This is a genomic window from Micromonospora sp. NPDC093243 (assembly GCF_044753725.1).
In the GTDB taxonomy this organism is placed as follows: Bacteria; Actinomycetota; Actinomycetes; order Mycobacteriales; family Micromonosporaceae; genus Micromonospora.
The window spans coordinates 137,600-156,730 of record NZ_JBIVNT010000002.1 but is presented as its reverse complement, the minus strand read 5'-3'; the positions used below and the strand labels follow the sequence as shown (position 1 = coordinate 156,730).

Genomic DNA, 19,131 nt, shown 5'->3' with positions numbered 1-19,131 from the left:
CCGTCGCGACGGGGCCGGCACCGGCTTTCCTCCCCAGGATGTGCTCAGGCGGCCGAGCGGTGGGCGTCGCATCGGGCGGCGCCGGCCAGCACCGGCGTCGGCGCGGCCGGCTGGTCGGCGGCGTGCGGGTCGAGCCAGACCTGGACGGCGGGGCGGCCGAAGCTCTCGGCGGGCCCGCCGGCGCCGCCCGAGTCACGCCGGGCCAGCATCGCCACGTCGACGGTGAACTCGAAGAGCCGCCAGTCGACCTGCGGCGCCGCCCCGGCACTCGCGGCCAGCCGGGCCACCCGGGCCTGATCGGTGACCGGTCGGGCGTGGCCCGCGACGTAGGCCTCGTCGTCGCTCTCCTCCGGCGGGAACGAGTGCAGCGCGTAGCGCCCGTCGCGCTCGAGGTCGCGCCGCTTGGGCGAGTCGATGACGAAGCAGAAGAGCCCCTCGTCGGTGATCACCGGCGACACCGGGTGCACCCGGGGCCCGCCGTCGGCGCGGACCGTGGCCAGGTAGCCGAAGCCCGGACCGTACTGCTGCAGGAGAACGCGGATCCCGTTGGCGAGGCGGGGCTCGTCAGCGGCGAATTCGGACCAGGAAGCCATGCCGACATTCTATCGAACAAATGTACGAGGAGCGACCGCGACGCGCTGGTCACCGGCACCGGATCCGGCCTTCCTGACGGGCCTCGCTATGGTGGTCCGATGCTGCTCTCCGACCGCGACCTGGTCACCGAGATCAAGGCCGGCACGCTCGGGTTGGAGCCGTTCGAGCCCACCCTGGTGCAACCGTCGAGCATCGACGTACGCCTCGACCGGCTCTTCCGGGTCTTCAACAACCACCTCTACACCCACATCGATCCGGCGATGCAGCAGGACGACCTGACCTCGGTGGTCGAGGTGCCCGACGGGGAGCCGTTCGTGCTGCACCCGGGGGAGTTCGTGCTCGCCTCGACCCTCGAGGTGATCTCGCTCGGCGAGCAGCTCGCCGGCCGGCTGGAGGGCAAGTCGAGCCTCGGCCGGCTGGGCCTGCTGACCCACTCCACCGCCGGCTTCATCGACCCGGGCTTCTCCGGCCACGTGACGCTGGAGCTGTCCAACGTGGCCAACCTGCCGATCACCCTCTGGCCGGGCATGAAGATCGGGCAGCTCTGCATCTTCCGGCTCTCCTCGCCGGCCGAGCACCCGTACGGCTCGGCCGTCTACGGTTCGCGCTACCAGGGCCAGCGGGGCCCGACCCCGAGCCGCTCCTGGCAGAACTGGCGCGCCTGGCCCACCCGCTGATCCCCGCACAGCTCGGCTGACCACAGAGCGCGTCGCCGGTGACGAAGGGCCCGCTCCGGCAACGGAGCGGGCCCTTCTCTCAGGTACGCGGGTCAGCCGGGTCGGCCGTAGCTGTGGATCGGGCCGTCGTCGACCTTCTTCATCTTGACCGGTACGCCCGCCTGGGAGGCGTGCACCACCCAGCCGCCGCCGACGTACATGCCGACGTGGTGGATGTCGCTGTAGTAGAAGACGAGGTCACCGGCGCGCAGGTTGGCCCGACTGACGTTCTTGGTCACCCGGCTCTGCTGCGCGGCGTTGTGCGGCAGCGAGACCCCGGCCTTCGCCCAGGCGGCGAGCATCAGCCCTGAGCAGTCGTACGAGTTCGGGCCCTCGGCGCCCCACACGTAGGGCTTGCCGATCTGGGCGCAGGCGAACTTGACCGCGGTGCCGGCGGCCCCGCCCGGATAGCTGGCCGGGCAGGGGGCGGGCCGCAGCGAACCGCCGCCGCCGTTGCCGTACACCTTGATCCGGAGCTTCTGCAGCCGGTCGATCTCGGCGTTGATCTGCTTCTTCTTGGCCGCGAGCTGGGCCTCGGTCCGGGTGAGCTGGGCGACCATCTCGTCGAGCGGCGCCTTCTGCCGGGCCAGCTGATCGCGCAGGTTGGCAACCTGCTGCACGTCCTGCTGCTGGTTGTGGGCGAACCGGTCGAGCAGCTCGAGCTGCCCGACCACCTCGCTCGGGTTCTGGCTGCCGAGCACGGCGTTGATGGTGAGGACGTTCTCGCCCTTGTACGCGCGTACCGCGAGCGCGCTGACCTTGTCCATGGCCTGGTCGACCTGGAGTTGCAGCGGCTTGATCCGGGCACCCAACGCGTCGGCCTGCTTGCGCTTGGCGGCGAGGTCCTGCCGGGTGGCGTTGTGCCGCTCGATGATGGGTTCGAGCTTGTTCCAGTCCTCGTCGATCTGGCGCTCGATCTCGGCGACCGACGGGTCGGCGTGGGCCGCCTTGGCGCCGCCGGTCAGGACGACGGCGACACCGAGCAGTGCGGCGAGAATGAGGGTGAAGCGGGACCAGCGTGGGCGCGGCGCAACCGTCGCCGGGCCGGCTGTCGCCGGCCACCGGGACGGAGGCCGCGGGGCATGGTGGGCCACCGGGCTTCGGGCTCCTTCTTCCTGACCGCCTACCGGGTTAGCTGACGGGTTCGGGCGGGAAGGTAGGCGCCCTACCGCAGTGACTGCGGATTCACCCCGGAAACCTGGGTCCCCGGCTCGCTCGCGAGCGACTCGGCGGTGTCGGACCGTTACCGCCCCGGCTGGACGGAACTGTTGGCGGGCCGACGAATGACCAGAGTAGAGATGGTCGTTATCGATCCGCAACCCATGGGGCCGTGACACTCCGTACCCGGGTCGCGGTGGCGCACCCTCGGTCCGTCATGAAGATTTCCTACCGTGAATGTTGATAGATGGAAAGGTATTGACGCAGTGGTCGCGGCGGGGCCAAGGTGACCCCATCCCTACCCGTCCGACCTGGGGGGTTCGATGCACCGTTCAACCCTGTCGAGGAGCAGACTCGCCCTGCTCACCGCCGCCGTGGTCACGGCCACGACAGCGGTGCCACTCGGTGGCGTCCCGGCCGCGGCCGCGTCGCCCGACGACCGCCAGCAGCAGTACGCCGCCGCGGCGGCGGAGTACGGCGTACCGGAGAACGTCCTGCTCGGCGTCTCGTACCTGGAGTCCCGCTGGGACACCCACGCCGGCACGCCGAGCACCAGCGGCGGCTTCGGTCCGCTGCACCTGACCGACGTCGCGCACGTCACGTCGCAGCCCGCCGGCTTCCATGTCGACGCGCACGAGGACCCACGCGGTGACGAGTCCCGACCGTTCACCGTCACCGCGCCGGCCGGCGCCACCACGAGCAGGAACGCCCCGCTCGCCGCCGCGGTGCAGACCCTGCAGGCCGCCGCCGCGCTCACCGGCGCGAGCGTCGACGCCCTCCGATCCGATCCGGCCACCAACATCCGCGGCGGCGCCGCGCTGCTCGCCGCGTACCAGCGGGAGCTCGGCGGCCCGCTCGGCGCGGCGAGCGACCCGGCCGCGTGGTACGGCGCGGTCGCCCGCTACTCGGGCGCCGACACCGAGGAGACCGCCGCGGCCTTCGCCGACGAGGTGTACGACCAACTCCGCTCCGGTGCGAGCCGCCGCACCGACGACGGCCACCAGGTCACCCTCGCCGCCCGGGCGGTCAGCCCCGACCAGTCCGGGCTGCACCGGCTCGGGCTGCGTCGGGCGGAGCGACCGGACGGGCTGGAGTGCCCGGTCGGCCTCGGCTGCGAGTGGATCCCGGCACCGTACGAGAAGTACGGCCCGGGCGCCGGCGACTACGGCAACCACGACCTGGGCAACCGTCCGGCGCAGCAGAAGCTGGAGTACATCGTCATCCACGACACCGAGGGCTACTACGGCCCCAGCGTCGGGTTGGTACAGCAGGCCGACTACCTGGGCTGGCACTACACGCTGCGTTCGGTCGACGGGCACGTCGCCCAGCACATCAAGGCCAAGGACGTCGGCTGGCAGGCCGGCAACTGGTACGTCAACGCGAAGTCCATCGGCATCGAGCACGAGGGTTTCGCCGGGCACGGCACCTGGTACACCGAGGCGATGTACCGGGCCTCGGCCAAGCTCGTGCGGCACCTGGCGCTGCGGTTCAACATCCCGCTGGACCGGCAGCACATCATCGGGCACGACAACGTCCCGGGCACGGTGGCGTCCACCGTCGCCGGGATGCACTGGGACCCGGGCCCCTACTGGGACTGGTCGCACTACTTCGACCTGCTCCGGGCGCCGTTCCGGACCACCGGCACGGCCCGGACCGGCCTGGTCACCATCGACCCGGACGTCACCACCAACCGGCCGGCCTTCATCGGGTGCAACCAGCAGCCGCCCGGCGTGCCGACCCCGCCGCCGCCGGCCGAGCCCTGCCCGCTGCGCGGCTCGTCCGCGGTGATCCTGCACAGCGCGCCCAGCCACGACGCGCCGCTCGTCAACGACCTCGGTGAGCGGCCGGACGGCACACCGGACACCATGTACATCTCGGACCACGGTGCCCGCGCCTCGGCGGGGCAGACATACGCGGTGGCCGAGGTGCGCGGCGACTGGACCGCGATCTGGTACCTCGGCCAGAAGGCGTGGTTCCACAATCCCGCCACGGCGCGGACCGCGAAGTGGGCCACCGGCTTCGTGGTGACTCCCCGGCCGGGGAAGGCGACCGTGCCGGTCTACGGGCGGGCCTACCCGGAGCAGGCGGCCTATCCGGCCGGGGTGCCCTACCAGACGATCTCGCCGTTGCAGTACACCTTCGCCGCCGGGCAGCGGTACGCCCTCGGCGGGATCGTGCCGAGCGAGTACTACCGGGCGGTCACGTTCGACGGGTCGTCGCCCGGCGACTGGACCGTCATCCGCGGTGACCTGCGGTACGCGCAGATCCAGTTCGGCCACCGGGTCATGTACGTCAACCTGGACGACGTGCTGCTGCTCCCGTCACCGGTCGGCGCGCCCCGCTAGCCGTCGGCGCGGACGCGAGGGCCCCCGGTCGATTCGACCGGGGGCCCTCGTCGTGGCACGGATGGATCAGCTGGGTCTGCGGAACCCGGCGACCGGCATGTTGTTGATGCTCGCCACCTGGACCGGTTTACCGGCCCGCGGCGCGTGCACCATCTTGTCGTTGCCCAGGTACAGGCCGACATGATGCAGGTCGCTGAAGAAGAAGACCAGGTCACCAGGGCGCGCCTCGGAGCGCGGAATGGCCTTGCCCTCGTTCCACTGCGCGCCGGTGAAGTGGGTCAGGCTGATTCCGGCGGCCTTGTAGGCGTACTGGGTCAGGCCGGAGCAGTCGAACGAGTTCGGCCCGGTGGCACCCCAGACGTACGGGTCGCCGACCTGCTGGCAGGCGGTCTTGATCGCGGTCCGGGCGGCCGCGCTGACCACGCCGTTGACGGTCGGGCACGCCGCCGTCTTGACCGTGGTCACCGGCAGCGTCTTCTCGAGCCGCTTGATCTCGGCGTCGATCTTCTTCTTCTTCGCCGCCAGCTCGTCCTGCTGCTTGACCTGGGTGGCGATCAGCGCGTCGAGCTTCTGCTTCTCCGCGTCGAACTTCGCGCGGACCTTGAGCACCCCCTCGACCTCCTTGCGCTCCTGCTTGGCCAGCCGGTCAAGCATGGTGAGCTGCTCGGTGAGGGTGCTCGGCTTGGCGCTGACCAGCAGCGCGCCGATGTCCTGCGACGGACCGTCGATGTAGTAGCGGGAGGCGAGGTCGCCGACCCGGCTCATGGCCAGCTCGCTCTGCAACGCGAGCGGCTCGATCTTCTTCTCCAGGTCAGCCGACTTCTTCCGGTTGACCTTCAGCTGCGCCCGCACCTTGTTGTACTGCTCGATGGTGGGCTCCAACTGCTCCCACTGCTTGTCGATCTGCGCCTCGATCTCGTCGACCGTGGGCTCCGCATGCGCCGGCGCGGCGAGCATGCCGGCACCGACGGCCGCGGCAGCGACCAGAATGAGCAGGCGGTGGGCGACCCGGCGCAGGCCACCCGGACGGACGGATCGTCCCGGTGCGTGACGATGAGGGGGCATGGTTGCCACCGGCACCGACTCCTTTGCAACCGACCGCCGGGCGCCTCGCAGAGGGGAAGCGGCGAGGCAGACGACCCACAGCGGTCGGTGCCCCACGATAGGGAAGCGCCGGAGCGGAATCAAGGCGAGTCCGCGCGTCGTCACGCTGGCGCAACCGCTTGCACACCAAGGGTGTTGGCCGATCACCCGACGATGGCTGTCAATACGTCGTCGAGCGTCACCACGCCGAGAGGGCGGCGGCCGTCGCTGACCAGCACCATGTGCCGCCGCTCGCGGCGCATCGCGAGCAGCAGGTCGGCGAGCGTACGGTCCGGCGGCACCACTGCCAGCGGCCGGTAGACCTCGATCGGCACCGGGGCCCGCCGGCCCGGTCCGGCGTACCCGAGCACGTCCTTGACGTGCACGAAGCCGAGCACCCGGCGGGTGGCCCGTTCCACCACCGGAAAGCGCGACCGGCCGGTGCCGGTGGCCAGCACCTCCAGCGACGCGGGCGAGACGTCCTCGGCCACCGTCACCACGGTCGACCACGGTTGCAGGGCGTCGGCCGCCGTCCGGCTGTGCAGGGCGAGCGCCCCGGTGATCCGGGCGTGCTCCTCGGCGTCGAGCAGCCCCTCGGTACGCGCCTGGGAGACCAGCCCGGCCAACTCCTCGGCGGTGAAGACCGTCTTGACCGCGTCGGTCGCCTCGATCCGCCAGAACCGCAGCACCTGCCGCGAGGCCCACTTCATCGCCAGCAGCAGCGGTTTGGTCGCCACGCAGAAGGCGAGCATCGCCGGCCCCAGCCAGAGCGCCGACGGCTCCGGCCCGGCCAGGGTGATGTTCTTCGGCACCATCTCGCCGACCACCGTGTGCAGGAAGACCACCACGCCGAGCGCGAGCACGAAGGCCACGGGATGCACCGCCCGCTCCGGCAGCCCCGCCGCGTGGAACGGCGATTCCAGCAGGTGGGCGAGCGCCGGTTCGGCGATCGCCCCGAGCCCGAGCGAGCAGACCGTGATGCCGAGCTGAGCCCCGGCGATCATCAGCGGGATCTGGTTCATCGCCGAGAGCGCCCAGCGGGCCCGCTGCGAGCTGGCGGCGAGCGGTTCGAGCACGGTACGCCGGGACGCGATGAGCGCGAACTCGCTGCCCACGAAGAACCCGTTGCCGAGCAGCAGCAGCACGGTCAACAGCAGCTCAGCCATCGCCGTCGGGCTCCTCGGGCAGGACCACCCGGACCTGTTCGATCCGGTGCCGCTCCACCTCGACCACGGTGAACTCCCAGCCGCGCGCCTCGACCGTCTCACCGGCCACCGGGATGTGCCCCAGCCGGGCCATCAGGAAGCCGGCCAGCGTCTCGTACGGCCCCTCGGGCAGCCGGAACCCGGTTCGCTCGGCCAGCTCGTCGGAGCGCAGCACGCCGTCCACGAGCAGGGTGCGCTCGCCGCCCGGCACGGTCAGCTCACCCGGACCGGCGTCGGCCACCGCGGCCGGGTCGAACTCGTCGGCGATCTCGCCGACCAGCTCCTCCACCAGGTCCTCGACGGTGACCACACCGTCCGTGCCGCCGTACTCGTCGACCACGATGGCCAGGTCGGCGCCGGCGGCCCGCAGCGCGGCCAGCACCCCGTCGAGGTCGAGGCTCTCCGGCACGTACACCGGTTCACGGGCCACCGAGCCGACCGTGGTGCCCGCCCGCCGGTGGAGCGGCACGCCGAGCGCGTCCGGCACCCCGGCGACACCGGTGACCAGGTCGAGGGTCTCCTCGTAGACCGGGAACCGGGTCCGCCCGGTCTGCCGGGACAGGGCCAGCAGCTCGGCCACGCTCGCGGACGCCCGCAGCGCGACCACGTCGACGCGTGGGGTCATCGCCTCGGCGGCCCGCTTGTCGCCGAACCGGATGGTCCGGCGCAGCAACATCGCGGTGTCCGGCGGCAGCGCGCCGGCCCGCGCCGAGATCGCCGCGAGCAGGCCCAGCTCCTCCGGTGACCGGGCGCTCGCCAGCTCCTCCTGCGGCTCCACACCGAGCGCCCGGACCAGCCGGTTCGCCGACCCGTTGAGCCCCCGGATCAGCCAGCCGAAGGTCCGGGAGAAGCCGCGCATCGGGCCGGCGGTGGCCAGCGCGGTCGGCATCGGCCGGGCCAGCGCGAGGTTCTTCGGGACCAGCTCGCCGAAGAGCATGGAGATCAGGGTGGCCAGCGCGAGTGCGAGGAAGGGGGTGAACCGCTCGGCGGCGTCCCCGGCGAGTGGACGCAGCACCGGGGTGAAGATTCGGGCCAGGGCGGGCTCGGCCAGGTAGCCGGTGAGCAGCGCGGTGATGGTGATGCCCAACTGCGCGCCGGAGAGCTGGAAGGAGAGTTCGCGCAACGCCCGGCGGACGCCCGCCGCCGGAGCGTCGCCGGCCTCGGCCCGCCGGTCGATCTCGGCCCGGTCGACGGTGACCAGCGCGAACTCGGCCGCGACGAAGAACGCGTTGCCGGCGGTCAGCGCGGCGAAGCCGACCAGGGGCAGCAGCGTGATCAATAGCAGGCCGTCGATGATCGCCTCACCTCGGGCGCGATTGTTCCACGGCGGCTCCAGGGGTACGAGTGCCCACACCGCCGGTTCCGCCCGGCCGGACACCCTTGCCGGCGGCGGTTACCGTCGTGATCATGTCGGACCTCACCCTGGCGGACGAACTGGCCCTGCTCAGCTACGACGACGAGGGCGTCAACCAACTCGGCGCGCTGCACCTCGGCTACGGGCTGGCCGGCGCGCTGCTGCTCGAACTCGCGCTCGCCGGTCGGCTGTCGGTCAGCGACGAGCGGCTCACGGCGGTCGGCGCGGACCCGCTGGGCGTACCGCTGCTGGACGAGGCCCTCGCCCGGATCGCGGCCGACGACGAGCGGCGTCGGCCGAAGGACTGGATCAGCCGGCTCGCCAGGGACCTGCCGGACCGGGTGCTCGACGGGCTGGTCGGCTCCGGTGTGCTGCGCCGCGAGTCCGACCGGGTGCTCTGGGTCTTTCCGCGTACCCGCTATCCCTCGCCGAGCGGCACGGAGCCGGCGGTGGAGACGCTGGCCCGGCAGCGCATGGTCGCCGCGGTCGCGACGGACGGGCCGGTCGAGCCCCGGACCGCCGCACTGGTCAGCCTGGCCCGGGCGGTCGGCCTGGACCGCAAGGTCTTCCACGAGCTGCCGAAGGACCGGGTCAAGCGCCGGGTGGCGGAGATTTCCGAGGGCAGTTGGGCGTCCGACGCGACGACGCGGGCGATCCTGGACACCCAGGCGGTGCTGATCGCCGCCACCACCGCCGTCACCACGGCCGCGATCGTGACCACCGCCGTCTCCTGACCCTGCAAGAAGCGGACGGCGGTGGCACCGGGTGCCACCGCCGTCGTGCGTCGATTCCTGGGGTACGCGGGTCAGCCGGCGACCGGCTCGGCCTTCTTGTCGCCCTGCGCCTGCTCCGGCTTGACCGAGCGGAGCAGCACGCTGGCCACGTCGATCACCTCGACCTGCTCGCCGGCGCCCTTGCCGTTGACCCCGTCGCTGAGCATCGTCGAGCAGAACGGGCAGCCGACCGCGACGGTCTTCGCCCCGGTGGCCATGGCCTCCTCGACCCGCTCCACGTTGATCCGCTTGCCGATCTTCTCTTCCATCCACATCCGGGCGCCGCCGGCGCCGCAGCAGAAGGAACGCTCGCTGTTGCGCGGCATCTCGATCAGGCCGCTCGCGCCCTCCTGGCCGTCGCCGCCGGTGATCGCGCTGCCGAGCACCTCGCGCGGCGGGGTGAACACCCGGTTGTGCCGGCCCAGGTAGCACGGGTCGTGGTAGGTGACGCCGCCGTCGACGGGCTGCACCGGGGTGAGCTTGCCGGTGGCCACCAGGTGCGCCAGCAGCTGGGTGTGGTGCACGACCTCGAACTCGCCGCCGAGCTGGCCGTACTCGTTGCCCAGGGTGTTGAAGCAGTGGGGGCAGGTCGCGACGATCTTGCGCTTGCTCTTCTCCCGGCCCTCGAACGCCTCGTTCAGGGTCTCCACGTTCTGCTGGGCGAGCATCTGGAAGACGAACTCGTTGCCGATCCGGCGGGCCGGGTCGCCCGAGCACGTCTCGCCCTCGCCGAGGATGGCGAAGGAGACGCCCGCCTCGTTGAGCAGCGTGGCCACCGCCCGGGTGGTCTTCTTGGCCCGGTCCTCGAACGCGCCGGCGCAGCCCACCCAGAACAGGTATTCGAAGTCGTCGACCTCGCCGACCCGGGGCACCTCGAAGTCCAGCCCCTTGGTCCAGTCCTCGCGGGTGTTCTGCGGCGCGCCCCACGGGTTGCCCTTGTTCTCCAGGTTGCGCAGCATCACGCCGGCCTCGGAGGGGAAGCTCGACTCGATCAGCACCTGGTAGCGGCGCATGTCGACGATGTGGTCGACGTGCTCGATGTCGACCGGGCACTGCTCGACACACGCACCGCAGGTGGTGCAGGACCAGAGCACGTCCGGGTCGATGACGCCGCCCTCTTCGGCGGTGCCGATCAGCGGCTTCTCGGCCTCGGCGAGGGCGAGCACGTCGACGTGGGCGAGCTGCGCGGCGGTGGCCTTCTCCTCGCCGGTCAGGTCCTTGCCGCCGCCGGCCAGCAGATACGGCGCCTTGGCGTACGCGTGGTCGCGCAGGCTCAGCACCAGCAGCTTCGGCGAGAGCGGCTTGCCGGTGTTCCAGGCCGGGCACTGCGACTGGCAGCGGCCGCACTCGGTGCAGGTGCTGAAGTCGAGCAGACCCTTCCAGCTGAACTGCTCCACCTGGGCGACGCCGAACTGGTCCTTCTCCGGGTCGGCCTCCTCGAAGTCGAGCGGCTTGCCCTCGCTCGTCATCGGCCGCAGCGCGCCGAGGCCCGAGCCGGCGGGCTTGGCCGGTTCGCGCTTGAAGAAGATGTTGGGGAACGCCAGGAAGCGGTGCCAGGCGACACCCATGGTGACGTTCAGCGAGATGACGATCAGCCAGGTCATCGAGATTACGATCTTGATGAGCGCGGCGATGCTGGCGCCGTCCTGCCAGTCGGGCAGCACCGCCCCGACGGCGTGGCTGACCGGGGTGGCCCAGACCGGGTACTCGAAGTGGTCGGTGGCGACCTTGAAGCCCCGGATCACGAACCCGAAGATCAGGACCAGCAGCACGATCCACTCGACGAAGTAGCCCTGCCACATCGTCGAGCCGGTGAACCGGGACCGACCGCCCGGCCGGTTGGGCCGGTTGCGGAGCCGGATCGCCATCAGCACCAGGATGCCGACCAGGCCCAGCACGCCGATGACCTCGGTGGCCAGGCCGAAGACCGTCCAGGGCCCGATGATCGGCAGCCCGCCGGTCGGGGTGACCACCTCGAAGTACGCCTCGAGCACCAGCAGCGACAGCACGATGAAGCCGACCATCACGAACCAGTGCGCCGCACCCACCACGCCCCACTTGAGCATCCGGGTGTGGCCGGCGGTCTCCACCAGCATGGTCCTGGTGCGGGCGCCCTTGTCGGTGAACCGCTCCGGCGCGGGCTGACCGAGCCGGACGACTGCCACCATCCTCAGGACGGCGCGCACCGCAAGCCCCACCGCCACGGCGGTGATGGCGGCCGCGAGGATCGTGGTGACGATCTGGACGCTGCCCATCGAGTTGGCCTCCCCGGTCTGCTGCCTGTCGAGCGGCTCGGCGACCGGGGCCAGTTCAGGGCGCGGTCGGCGAGCCGCAGCTGCCGCACCCTCGACCGGGCCGGTCGATGACCTCGCTCCGCTCGGTCATGCAGTGCAGCCTACGCGCAAGGTTACCCAGCAGTAACGTGAGCCTTCTCGCACCGGGCCGCGCCGCCCTGCGCACACCATAGGTGGCCCCGCCCGGATCTGCCGGGCAGGGGCGGCGTGGAGTGAGGTAGACCGGCCTCCGGCGCGACGGCGACGGAGGCCGGCGGGCGCCCGAGCGCCGGGATCAGCGCCAGCGAGAGAGCAGGATCAGCGAGGAGACCATCGCTCCGAAGCCCACCGCGAGGTTCCAGTAACCCCACGACATGACCGGGTACTCCTGCTCGGAGAGGTAGTAGACCACCAGCCAGCCGATGCCCAGGACGATGAGCGCGACCGCCGTGAGCGGCAACCACACCGGGCTAGGCTTGCGCGTCGACGCCGTCGCCGTCGGGCGCACGTCCGTCGGCGGGGTGTACACCTTCTTCTTGCGGACCTGAGACTTGGGCACGACGCTCTCCAGAGGGGGTTACGACCTCGTCCGGCCTGACAACCGGGCGCGGGGGCGACGGTCCATGGCCAATAATGTTCGAAAGCTAGCGTAGTCCCGAAGGCCCGCCCAAGCCACGAATGGGGTCAGGCCGGTGCACGGAGTGACCGAAAAAGCGGGAGTTATTCCGGTCACCATGCCGGCCGGGCCGGCGTGGGCCGACGCGAGACGACGGGAAGGAACGCTCGGTGGAGTACACATCCGGCGGCGCATCCTGGCAGAAGGTGCTCCGGCGCGCCGTCGCCGGGCTGCTGCCACGGCGCGGGCGGCAGCGACGACCGGGCTGGTCGATCGGGGTGCCGCTGATCGCCGCCGCGGCCGGGCTGCTCTTCACCACCACCGCGACCACCGCCGGCGGCACCGCCCTGCGTGAGGACCGGCGCCCGCAGCTCAACCAGTTGATCGAGGAGCGCCGGCACCAGGTCGCCGACAGCGAGCGGCAGGCCGCGACGCTCCGCGGCGACGTCGAGGAGCGGACCACCGCGCTGGGCGAGCAGGACGGGCCGATCAAGGCCCAGCAGGAGCGGGCGCTCGGCAGCCGGGAGACCGCCGGCTTCACCGCGCTGACCGGCACCGGCGTGACGGTCGAGCTCAACGACGCCGCACCCCGGCGCAGCGACCAGCTACCCGAGGGTGTCAGCAACGACGACCTGGTCGTTCACCAGGGCGACGTGCAGGCGGTGGTGAATGCGCTCTGGGCCGGCGGCGCGGAGGCCATGTCAATCATGAACGTCCGCGTGCTCGCCACCAGCGCGGTACGCTGCGTCGGTAACACCCTGCTGTTGCATGGTCGGGTGTACTCCCCCCCGTTCAAGATCGTAGCGATCGGCGATCCCGCTGCCCTCCAGCAGGCGCTCGCCGAATCCGAGGGAGTTCGCTTGTTCAAGGACGTGGTCGATGACTACCAACTTGGCTACCGGGAGACCGTCTCCGCCGTGACCGTGCCGGCCTTCGAGGACTCGACCGCCCTGCGCTCGGCGAAGGTGCTCCGGTGAGTGCCGGCGACCGGCCCGACGGGCGGCACCGGGATCAGACCGACGATCCGACGGCCCTCCTGCCGAAGATCGACCGTACCGACCCGGCCCCGCAGCGACCCGGCCGGGGCGCCTGGCCCGACCCGGTACTGCCGACGCGCCCGCCGACCGCGCAGCCGCCGGCGGCCCCGCAGCCGCCCGCGCCGCAACCACCGGCCGCGCAGCCGCCGACCGTCGGGCCGTCGGCGGCGGGGGCGACCGCCCGCTCCGGCCCGCACGCGGTGCCTCCCCAGTCGAGCGGGGCCGGGGACGCCGGTCAGTCCGGCAACCAGGGCTGGTTCGCGCCGGAATCCGGTCGACCACCGGCCGCCGCCGAACCGGCCCGCCCGACCACGCCCGCCGGTGGGGCGGGCGGCGCACCACCTCCGTGGCCCGGCGCCGCCGGGACCCGAACGACACCGCCGGCCGGTCCCGCCGCCGGCGACGCTCCGGCCCCGACCGGGCACCCGGGTACTCCCCACTACTTCTCCGCGCCGGCAGCGGCGGCCGACCCGCGCCACCCCGGCGAGGTTCCGGTGCGGCCCGCCGCGCCCGGTGGCCTGCCGAGCCGCCGCCCCGCCAGCTCCTCGACCGACTCCGGCTGGCCAGCTGCCGGCCTGCCGCGGTCCGCGGCACCGGCGGACGAGTCCACCAACCGCGCCGCCCCGGCCACGCCCCCGGCGAACCCGACCGACGGGCCCACCGCGTTCATCGCACCGGTCGGCCCGCGGGCCGAGCGCTCGTCCGGCGGGCCGGGTGGCGGACCCGCCGCTCCGGTCTCCCCGGCCGGCGACCCCGCCGCCACCGCGCTGATCCCGGTCGTGCCCGGCGCTCCCGCGCGGCAGCCGGCACTCGACTCGACCGCGCTGATGGGCGCGGTGCCCCGGACGCCGGAGACCGGCGACGCGGGTGACACCGGCGATACCGAGGCCACCGAGCCGCCTCGGCCCCGCAGAGGTGAGCGGGTGGTCCAGCTGCGTCCGGAGCAGACCGGCGAGGGCTACAAGAGCGTCTACTCCGAGCTGACCCGGCCGTCGCTGGCCTCCCGGGTACGCACCGGCATCCGGGTGTCCGGCGAGGTGCTGATCACCTTCGGCCTAGTGGTGCTGCTCTTCGCCGGCTACGAGGTCTGGGGCAAGTCGGCGATCGTCGACGCCCACCAGAACGATCTCAGTCAGCAGCTGGCCCAGGCGTGGGGCCCGACCGGCGACCCCACCGTCGCCGCACCGGCGACCCCGTCGGCAAAGCCGTCCCCGCCGGTGCACGGCAAGCCGATCGCGGGCCTCTACATCCCGAAGCTCGCCAAGAACTGGGTCGTGGTCGAGGGCGTCACCCAGGCCGACATCCGGTACGCCCCGGGCCACTACCCGAAGAGCGCGATGCCGGGCGAGGTGGGCAACTTCTCCGTCGCCGGGCACCGGAACCGGGCCACCTTCTGGCGGCTGGACGAACTCGACAACGGCGACGCGATCGTGGTCGAGAGCAAGACCGACTGGTACGTCTACAAGGTCTCGCAGACCCGGATCGTCAAGCCGACGCAGGTCGAGGTGGTGGCCGCGGTGCCCGGCAAGCCGGGCGTCAAGGCGACCAAGCGGATGCTCACCCTCACCACCTGCAACCCGAAGTTCGACAACTACCAGCGGCTGATCATCCACGCCGAGCTGGACCGGACCCAGCCGAAGTCGGCGGGCCGCCCGGCGGAGCTGGGAGGCTGACCGGCGATGTACTCGTGGATCTGGCGCAAGCTCCCGTTCGGGCTGGTCGGCAAGCTGGGCGGGTCGGTGCTGCTCGCCGCCGCCACCGTCGCGCTGCTCTGGTACGTGGTCTTCCCGTGGGCCGAGCCTCTGCTCCCCTTCGACGACGTGCAGGTCAGCCAGGACGCCGACCAGGGCGACCCGGCCGGCGAGGTGGTGCCGAGTGACGCGCCGCCCGGCGACGAGCACGACCTGCCGTACGACACCGAGCGGAACAACACCGCGCCCCCGACCCCGGACCGGTGAGCCGATGCGCGTCCTGGTGATCGACAACTACGACTCGTTCGTCTTCAACCTGGTGCAGTACCTGGGCCAGCTCGGCGTCGACTGCGACGTACGCCGTAATGACGAGATCGACGTCGCCGAGGTGGGTCGGGTCGGCGCGGCCGGCATCCTGCTCTCGCCCGGCCCGGGCAGCCCGGATCGCGCCGGCATCTGCCTGGACGTCATCCGGCAGTACGCGGGCGAGCTGCCGATCTTCGGTGTCTGCCTCGGTCACCAGGCCATCGGCGAGGCGTTCGGCGCGACCGTGACCCGCGCCCCCGAGCTGCTGCACGGCAAGACCTCCGAGGTCCGACACACGTCGACCGGGGTGCTCGCCGGCCTGCCGGATCCGTTCACCGCGACCCGCTACCACTCGCTCGCCGTGCTGCCCGAGACGCTGCCGGCGGAGCTGGAGGTCACCGGCTGGACCGGGTCCGGGGTGGTGATGGCGATGCGACACCGCACCCTGCCGATCGAGGGCGTCCAGTTCCATCCCGAGTCGGTGCTCACCGAGGGTGGGCACCTGATGCTCGCCAACTGGCTCGCCGGCTGCGGCCACCCGGAGGCGCTGGAGCGCGCCCCGGCCCTCGCCGCCGAGGTGGACGCCCGCCGCCGGGCCGCCTTCGCCGACGCCTGACCGTCGCCCCACCGCCGGCCGACTTTGCCGACGCCTGGCCGCCGGCCGCCCTTGCCGACGCCTGACCGCCGCGCCGACGCCGGGCCTCTTGCCGACGCTTGATTGTCGCGCTACCGCCGGCGGCCGGTCAGTCGTCGGACCGGATCGGCGGCATGGGGGGAATTGGGAAGCCGCCCCCGGTACCCGGCGTCGTCGGCGTGGTCGTCGGCGTCGGGGTGGGCGTGCCGGTGGTCGGCGGCGTCTCCGGCTCGGGGATGCCGATCTCGATGGTCACCGTCTTGCCCTTGGCGAGATCCTTGCCGGGCTCGGGGTTCTGCCGCTGCACCCGGCCGACCTGGGCCGCGGGCACCTCGTCACCGTCGATGACGCGGACGTCGTAACCGGCCTCCCTCAGCTCCTGCCTGGCGTCCTCCACGGTGGAGTCGATCACCCGGGGCACCTGGTTCACGTTGCCCTTGGAGATGGTCAGGGTGACCGAGGTGCCCTCGGCCACCTCCTTGCCGACCTCGGGGGACGAGGCGAGCACCGTCCCCTCATCCTTCGGGCTGTCCCTCTCCGTCGGCTTGGCGACCTTGAATCCCTGCCCTTCCAGCGTCTGCTTGGCGGTCTCGAAGTCGAGGCCGACCACGGGAGGAATGGCCTTCACGTTGGGACCACCGCAGACCTGGACGGTCACGGTGCGGCTCGGCTCCAACCGGGTGTTCGGGGCCGGGTCCTGGTTGACGACCTTGCCCTTCTCGCAGGTGGTGCTGAGCACCTGGTCGCCGGCCTGTGCGGCGAGGCCCACCTTCTGGATCTCGGCGAACGCCTGCTGCTGGGTCAGGCCCGTCACCGTCGGGACGCTCACCTGCTTGTCGCTCTGCCGGTCCCAGAGCAGGGCGGCGACCAGGGCGATCACCGCCAGCACACCGAGCGCGGCGAACGTGGCGATCAGCCAGGACGACGCCTTGCGGCGACGCGGGTCACCGACCCGGGCCGGGATCTGCCCGGTGGGCGGCGCACCCGCGCCACCGGCCGGGTAGCCCGCGGCGCCGGCGGCCGGCGCCATCGGCATCGTTTCCTGCTCCCGCATCACCGGGGTGGCCAGCACCGGTCGGCCCGCCGCGGCGCGGAGCAGGTCGGCCCGCATCTCGCCGGCGCTCTGGTAGCGGTTGAGCGGGTTCTTGGACAGCGCCTTGAGCACGATCGCGTCGACCGCGGGATTGACGTCCGGGTTGATGTCGCTCGGCGTCGGTGGCGCCTCCCGTACGTGCTGGTAGGCGACACTGACCGGGCTGTCGCCGACGAACGGCGGGTGGCCGCAGACCAGTTCGAAGAGCACGCAGCCGGCCGCGTAGACGTCGGAGCGGGCGTCGACCGCCTCGCCCCGGGCCTGCTCGGGGGAGAGGTACTGCGCCGTGCCGATCACCGCGCTGGTCTGCGTCATGGTGGTGGCGCCGCTGGCCAGGGCCCGGGCGATGCCGAAGTCCATCACCTTGACCTGGCCGGTCTGGGTGAGCATGACGTTACCGGGCTTGATGTCCCGGTGGATGATGCCGTGCCGGTGGCTGAACTCGAGCGCCGCGCACATGTCGGCGCAGATCTCCAGCGCCCGCCGGGGCTGGAGCCGTCCCTCGGCGCCGAGCACCTCCTTGAGGGTCCGCCCGTTGACGAACTCCATCACGATGAACGGCAGTGTCTCGCCGGTCGGCGCGGTCTCCTCGCCGGTGTCGTAGACGGCGACGATCGCCGGGTGGTTCAGCGACGCGGCGTTCTGCGCCTCGCGGCGGAACCGCATCTGGAAGGTGGCGTCCCGGGCGAGGTCGGTCCGGAGCATCTTGATCGCGACGTCCCGTCCGAGCCGCAGGTCGCGACCGCGGTGCACCTCGGCCATGCCGCCGTAGCCGAGGAGCTCGCCGACCTGGTACCTGCCACCGAGCAGGCGGGCCTGCGCTGTCATCGCGTCTGTCGTCCTTCGCTCGTCGTCGTCTCGCCGCTCGCCGGCCGAGGCCGTTCGTGTCGACGGTACGACGTCTGGGGCAGATCGTCGCGTCCGTCCGGCCGCAGCGCGCCGGACGTCACGGTGCGCGGGCCGAGCGCCCCGGGTTCGCCGGACTGCGCCTTCCGCAGCTTGTAGGAAATCACGCCGGAGCAGAGCAGGACCAGTACGGCCAGGAGGATGGCGACGAGCACCATCCCGGGGCGGGACCGGCCCGGCGCCGGCATCCCCGGGCTGGCCTGCGGGGTGTACGCCGGTGAGGGCTCGTGCCGGCTCGGCGCCGACGGCACCGACGCGGCGCCGCGCGGATAGCCGGCCTGGGCCGCCGGCGGCCGCGCCTGGGCCGCGGCCGGGGCGACCACGGTGGGGCGCGGCGGCTGCTGGGCCGGGGCGACGGCGGTCGGGCGGGCGGTGCCGGCCGGGCGCGGCGGTGAACCGGCGGCCTGCGGCCGCTGGGCGGTCGCCGGCGGGCGCGGCTGCTGCGGCACCTGGGCCCGGCCGGGCGCGGCCGGCGAGGACGGCGCACCGGAGACCGGCCGGGCCTGCCCACCGGCGCGGGCCTGCTGGGAGAGGACTGCCTTCAACTGGCGGGCCACCCCGGCGAGCGCTGCGGCGCTCGGCCACCTGGCCGCCGGGTCCTTCGCCAGGGCGCGCTCGACCACGGCGCGGACCTGCGGCGGGATGTCCGCCGGCAGCGGCCGGGGGGTCTCCTGGACGTGCCGCATGGCGATCTCGAGGGGATTGTCCCCCTCGAACGGACGGCGGCCGGCGAGGCACTGGTAGGCGACCACGCCGAGCGCGTAGACGTCGGAGGCGGGCGTCGCGACCCCGCCGGTGGCCTGCTCTGGGGAGATGTAGGAGGCGGTGCCGAGCACCGAGCCGGCGGCGGTGAGCTGCCCCACCAGCTCAGAGCGGGCGATGCCGAAGTCGGTGAGCACCAGCGTGCCGTTCGGCCGGACCAGCAGGTTGCCCGGCTTGACGTCGCGGTGCACGATGCCCTTCTCGTGCGCGGCGTGCAGCGCGTCAGCGGCCTGGGCGACCAGGGCCATCGTCCGGGCCGGGGTGAGCCGGCCGACCCGGCTCAGCGTGGCCGACAGGGCGTCGCCCTCGACGTACTCCATCACCAGGAAGGCGATCTGCTGGTCGTTGCCGAAGTCGTAGACGTCGACGACGCCGGGGTGGTTGATGGTGGCCATGGTGCGGGCCTCGCCGCGGAACCGCTCGGCGAAGCCCGGCTCGTCGAGCAACGCCGGGAGCAGGCTCTTCACTGCGACGGTACGGCCCAGCACCTGGTCGGTGCCGCGCCAGACGTCGCCCATGCCGCCGCTGGCGATCCGCTCGTCGAGGCGGTAGCGGTTGCCGAGCTGGACCCCGGGGCTCAGCATG

The 19,131-nt window shown here is 72.4% G+C and carries 16 protein-coding genes and 1 riboswitch; of the genes, 7 read left to right on the top strand and 9 right to left on the bottom strand.

What is annotated here, in order from left to right; translation table 11 throughout:
• Positions 1-44: 44 nt before the first annotated feature.
• Positions 45-593: a pyridoxamine 5'-phosphate oxidase family protein gene (locus tag ACIP9D_RS05445; protein ID WP_350868532.1), complete on the bottom strand. Its 549-nt coding sequence runs from the start codon at positions 591-593 to the stop codon at positions 45-47.
• A gap of 99 nt (positions 594-692) precedes the next feature.
• On the opposite strand from ACIP9D_RS05445, the gene dcd reads away from it, so the two are divergent.
• On the top strand, positions 693-1,271 hold the full coding sequence (gene dcd, locus ACIP9D_RS05440; RefSeq protein ID WP_350868534.1) for a dCTP deaminase: 579 nt from the start codon (positions 693-695) through the stop codon (positions 1,269-1,271).
• A 92-nt stretch (positions 1,272-1,363) separates the two neighbouring features.
• Here dcd and ACIP9D_RS05435 read toward each other — a convergent pair whose 3' ends face one another.
• Entirely contained in the window at positions 1,364-2,404 is a 1,041-nt protein-coding gene (locus ACIP9D_RS05435) for an NlpC/P60 family protein (protein ID WP_350868536.1), read from the bottom strand.
• Between the two features lie 12 nt (positions 2,405-2,416).
• Positions 2,417-2,552: riboswitch (cyclic di-AMP (ydaO/yuaA leader) on the bottom strand.
• A 239-nt stretch (positions 2,553-2,791) separates the two neighbouring features.
• On the opposite strand from ACIP9D_RS05435, the gene ACIP9D_RS05430 reads away from it, so the two are divergent.
• Positions 2,792-4,813, top strand: a complete 2,022-nt coding sequence (locus ACIP9D_RS05430) for an N-acetylmuramoyl-L-alanine amidase (protein ID WP_350868538.1) — start codon at positions 2,792-2,794, stop codon at positions 4,811-4,813.
• A gap of 66 nt (positions 4,814-4,879) precedes the next feature.
• Here the strand turns inward: ACIP9D_RS05430 and ACIP9D_RS05425 are convergent, their stop codons facing one another.
• The 3 genes from ACIP9D_RS05425 to ACIP9D_RS05415 all read right to left on the bottom strand — a co-directional run bounded on the left by ACIP9D_RS05425 (position 4,880) and on the right by ACIP9D_RS05415 (position 8,368).
• Positions 4,880-5,893 (bottom strand): NlpC/P60 family protein, encoded by a 1,014-nt coding sequence (locus tag ACIP9D_RS05425; protein ID WP_396700511.1) that lies wholly within the window; start codon positions 5,891-5,893, stop codon positions 4,880-4,882.
• Between the two features lie 167 nt (positions 5,894-6,060).
• Positions 6,061-7,062, bottom strand: coding sequence for a hemolysin family protein (locus tag ACIP9D_RS05420; protein ID WP_350868542.1), 1,002 nt, complete (start codon positions 7,060-7,062; stop codon positions 6,061-6,063).
• A complete protein-coding gene (locus ACIP9D_RS05415) occupies positions 7,055-8,368 on the bottom strand; it encodes a hemolysin family protein (RefSeq protein ID WP_350868826.1) in 1,314 nt (437 codons plus the stop codon). The genes ACIP9D_RS05420 and ACIP9D_RS05415 overlap by 8 nt, the downstream gene beginning before the upstream one ends.
• A gap of 140 nt (positions 8,369-8,508) precedes the next feature.
• On the opposite strand from ACIP9D_RS05415, the gene ACIP9D_RS05410 reads away from it, so the two are divergent.
• Positions 8,509-9,189: a GPP34 family phosphoprotein gene (locus ACIP9D_RS05410; protein ID WP_350868543.1), complete on the top strand. Its 681-nt coding sequence runs from the start codon at positions 8,509-8,511 to the stop codon at positions 9,187-9,189.
• Positions 9,190-9,260: 71 nt separating this feature from the next.
• Here the strand turns inward: ACIP9D_RS05410 and ACIP9D_RS05405 are convergent, their stop codons facing one another.
• Both ACIP9D_RS05405 and ACIP9D_RS05400 read right to left on the bottom strand, forming a co-directional pair.
• Positions 9,261-11,483 carry a (Fe-S)-binding protein gene (locus ACIP9D_RS05405; RefSeq protein ID WP_350868545.1) on the bottom strand — a complete coding sequence of 741 codons (2,223 nt, stop codon included), beginning with the start codon at positions 11,481-11,483 and terminating at the stop codon, positions 9,261-9,263.
• A gap of 313 nt (positions 11,484-11,796) precedes the next feature.
• Positions 11,797-12,060 (bottom strand): cell division protein CrgA, encoded by a 264-nt coding sequence (locus ACIP9D_RS05400; RefSeq protein WP_350868547.1) that lies wholly within the window; start codon positions 12,058-12,060, stop codon positions 11,797-11,799.
• Between the two features lie 227 nt (positions 12,061-12,287).
• Here ACIP9D_RS05400 and ACIP9D_RS05395 point away from each other — a divergent pair, with 227 nt between their 5' ends.
• Genes ACIP9D_RS05395 through ACIP9D_RS05380 form a run of 4 tightly spaced genes read left to right on the top strand, consistent with a single transcriptional unit; the run spans position 12,288 to position 15,767 of the window.
• Complete coding sequence (locus tag ACIP9D_RS05395; RefSeq protein ID WP_350868549.1) at positions 12,288-13,094, top strand: DUF881 domain-containing protein; 807 nt, start codon at positions 12,288-12,290, stop codon at positions 13,092-13,094.
• Positions 13,091-14,827, top strand: coding sequence for a class E sortase (locus ACIP9D_RS05390; RefSeq protein WP_350868551.1), 1,737 nt, complete (start codon positions 13,091-13,093; stop codon positions 14,825-14,827). The genes ACIP9D_RS05395 and ACIP9D_RS05390 overlap by 4 nt, the downstream gene beginning before the upstream one ends.
• Before the next feature lie 6 nt (positions 14,828-14,833).
• Positions 14,834-15,112 carry a hypothetical protein gene (locus ACIP9D_RS05385; protein WP_350868553.1) on the top strand — a complete coding sequence of 93 codons (279 nt, stop codon included), beginning with the start codon at positions 14,834-14,836 and terminating at the stop codon, positions 15,110-15,112.
• Positions 15,113-15,116: 4 nt separating this feature from the next.
• Entirely contained in the window at positions 15,117-15,767 is a 651-nt protein-coding gene (locus ACIP9D_RS05380; protein ID WP_350868555.1) for an aminodeoxychorismate/anthranilate synthase component II, read from the top strand.
• A gap of 127 nt (positions 15,768-15,894) precedes the next feature.
• Here ACIP9D_RS05380 and pknB read toward each other — a convergent pair whose 3' ends face one another.
• Positions 15,895-17,706, bottom strand: coding sequence for a Stk1 family PASTA domain-containing Ser/Thr kinase (gene pknB / locus ACIP9D_RS05375; RefSeq protein WP_350868557.1), 1,812 nt, complete (start codon positions 17,704-17,706; stop codon positions 15,895-15,897).
• On the bottom strand, positions 17,703-19,130 hold the full coding sequence (locus tag ACIP9D_RS05370) for a protein kinase domain-containing protein (RefSeq protein ID WP_350868559.1): 1,428 nt from the start codon (positions 19,128-19,130) through the stop codon (positions 17,703-17,705). The genes pknB and ACIP9D_RS05370 overlap by 4 nt, the downstream gene beginning before the upstream one ends.
• Position 19,131: the final 1 nt, after the last annotated feature.